The organism is Rhodopirellula maiorica SM1, from assembly GCF_000346295.1.
Classification (GTDB): Bacteria; Planctomycetota; Planctomycetia; order Pirellulales; family Pirellulaceae; genus Novipirellula; species Novipirellula maiorica.
In genome coordinates this window covers 1-2,228 of sequence record NZ_ANOG01001084.1, presented here as the reverse complement: position 1 = coordinate 2,228, position 2,228 = coordinate 1, and the positions used below count along the sequence as shown (strand labels likewise).

The following is a 2,228-nucleotide window of genomic DNA, read 5'->3' as shown; positions in this document are numbered from 1 at the left end:
GCATTTTTTCGTAGCGAAACTCGCAGAGAGTTTCGGTTTTACTCACGTGGCCGAAAGTCTCTGCGACTTTCGCTACAGTTAATTTGCGTTTTCCCTATACGGGAAAAATGCTTCACAGCGTTGCCCTTCGGGGCTTTGGAATCGTGTTTGTGTTGGATTCCCCGGGCTCACGCCCAATGCCATCTACTTTGGTAGCGGCCAGTTGCCGCACCGACCGGGGCAAGCCCGGCGGAAGCCAAGGGAGCCAGACTTCCAGCACTTATAAATCGCTGGTGCCAAGGGACGACAGAAGATGGAACAAAAGAAGAGAAGGGTGACGGCGGTAGCTTTCGCAAGCGGGAATGGCAGATTGATTGTTTGGCAAAATGATTTCCAGCGTGGAGGGCATCGGTTTTTAATCATTTTGCCCATCCATCATTTTGCCAGGTTCCAATACAGGTATCCAGCACTGCCAATCTCGCCGATGCATTGGGTTTGAGGAGGACTGCTGCTCGTCAATTTTCGATCGTGGCGGTGAACGTGCCTCGTAGGAGACTCTTTTTCGCGTCCGGCAAACACAAGTAGATTTTGCCTGGCAGTTTTCCGCCCGTCGCTTGGCCGAATTCTAACTTCATCGCGTATTCGCTCATGAAGACGTCGGAATCGAGTCCACCCTCGGCAGTGGCGTTGCGGAAATGCACATGAGGCGAAGAGAAGCCAGAATTTGGGTTGATGTCAAACGTCTTGCCGTCGGGTTTCTCGCCTTCGTCCAAAAAGGTAAAGATGATCCACTCATGAAGGTCGTCATTTCCTTCGCGGTGAGCCAAATGCAGGATCCCATCGCGAATCGTCGCTTTGTTGATTGTCGTGGGGGAACCCGCAGCTACACCGGAGGCCGGTCTCGACGGTATTTCCACTTCGGTAAGATCCAGTGTCCATCCCTCCGGTGCTGGCCCTGAAGGGACCGATGCCGAGTCGGAGTCGCCTGCCGAACTCTCCATTGATTCAGAGATTTCGAATTGGATATTGTCGTTGCCGCTAAACTCAAGTTTCATCTCGGGGCCACTGGAATCGGTATCGCTGCCCGCCCCAAAATTGGCCATCGCGGATGCTTGGGCGATCGCTTGATTAAACTCCTCTTGCGACTCCGCCGCCAGCAAAGAATCTAGCACTGTGTTTGCCATGCCGGTGAACATGCCGACCATCATCGCCGCTCCCTGCATGTTTTCGGCGTTCTCTTGTGTCGCCTGTTCCATTGACTGCTTCAGATCGCCCGATTCAAGTTTCGTTTTCAGTTCGTTCCATTGTTCAAACTGTTCTTCCGTGACCCACCGCTGCGAGACCCGCACCAATTTGGTCTCTCGCGATGTGAATTCAAAACTAAAGTCGTTTTGGGGTCCTGCGTCTTCGGCTTGTGGCACACGAACGATGGCGTGGTCATCATCGATCTGCTCAATCGTCAACGAGTCAAGGAATTGATCGATTATGCCTGGAGGGACTAGTTGGAACAACGGCTTCAGGTGACCGCCAATCCGCGGGCCGTGATAGTTGATCGCTTGCGTCAGCGTGCGGTCCCCCGTCAACTCCATTGAAAAAGCGAAATCAACCAGCTCGTAGAGGACGCCGACTGCAGGATCGTAGGCGTTTTCGATTTGCGGCATGGCCTCGGCCGGGACCTGTTCCAGCAAGGGCGAGCCAAGCACGAAAGGTTTCTTGGTGACCAAGACTTCGATGGCTTTAAACACCACCGGTTCAACTTGGGATTGCAAAGCGGTGCTCTGGTCGATGAACGGACTGACCTCGCTGCGAAAACGGTCGTCGTCAAACGTGGCACGCATCTCAGCCGGTAATGCATACCACAGCACCTCGGGATGGCCGGCCAAAATTTGTTGCTTCGCAAAGTCAATGGTTTCACGAACGGACAAATTGTCGGGAAACGCTGGCATCGGATCGACCGGTAGCGGCGTCGGCGGTTCAAAATCCAACGTTCGATTCACTGTGGGGGCGACAGCGGAAGCGGACGCCGCAGTTGGTGTCACAGGCTGTTTCAGCTGGTTTGTCATTTGGCCGTATGCCTTGCGAGCCTGATTGCGACTGTCGAGACTTAGCCGAGCAATCGGAACACTGATCTTGGTCCCATTGTCCTTGAGCAAAACGATGCTCTGGCCCTCAACGCCGATGAACTTTGCATCGATCGAGAATTTGCCTGTAGAGTCGGTCCATGTTTCTGCCTGGGGCTGCACCGTAAA

The 2,228-nt window shown here is 53.8% G+C and carries 1 protein-coding gene; it reads right to left on the bottom strand.

What is annotated here, in order from left to right:
- Positions 1 to 494: 494 nt before the first annotated feature.
- A partial coding sequence (locus RMSM_RS35185) for an SHD1 domain-containing protein (protein ID WP_040771239.1) occupies positions 495 to 2,228 on the bottom strand: 1,734 nt, incomplete at its 5' end.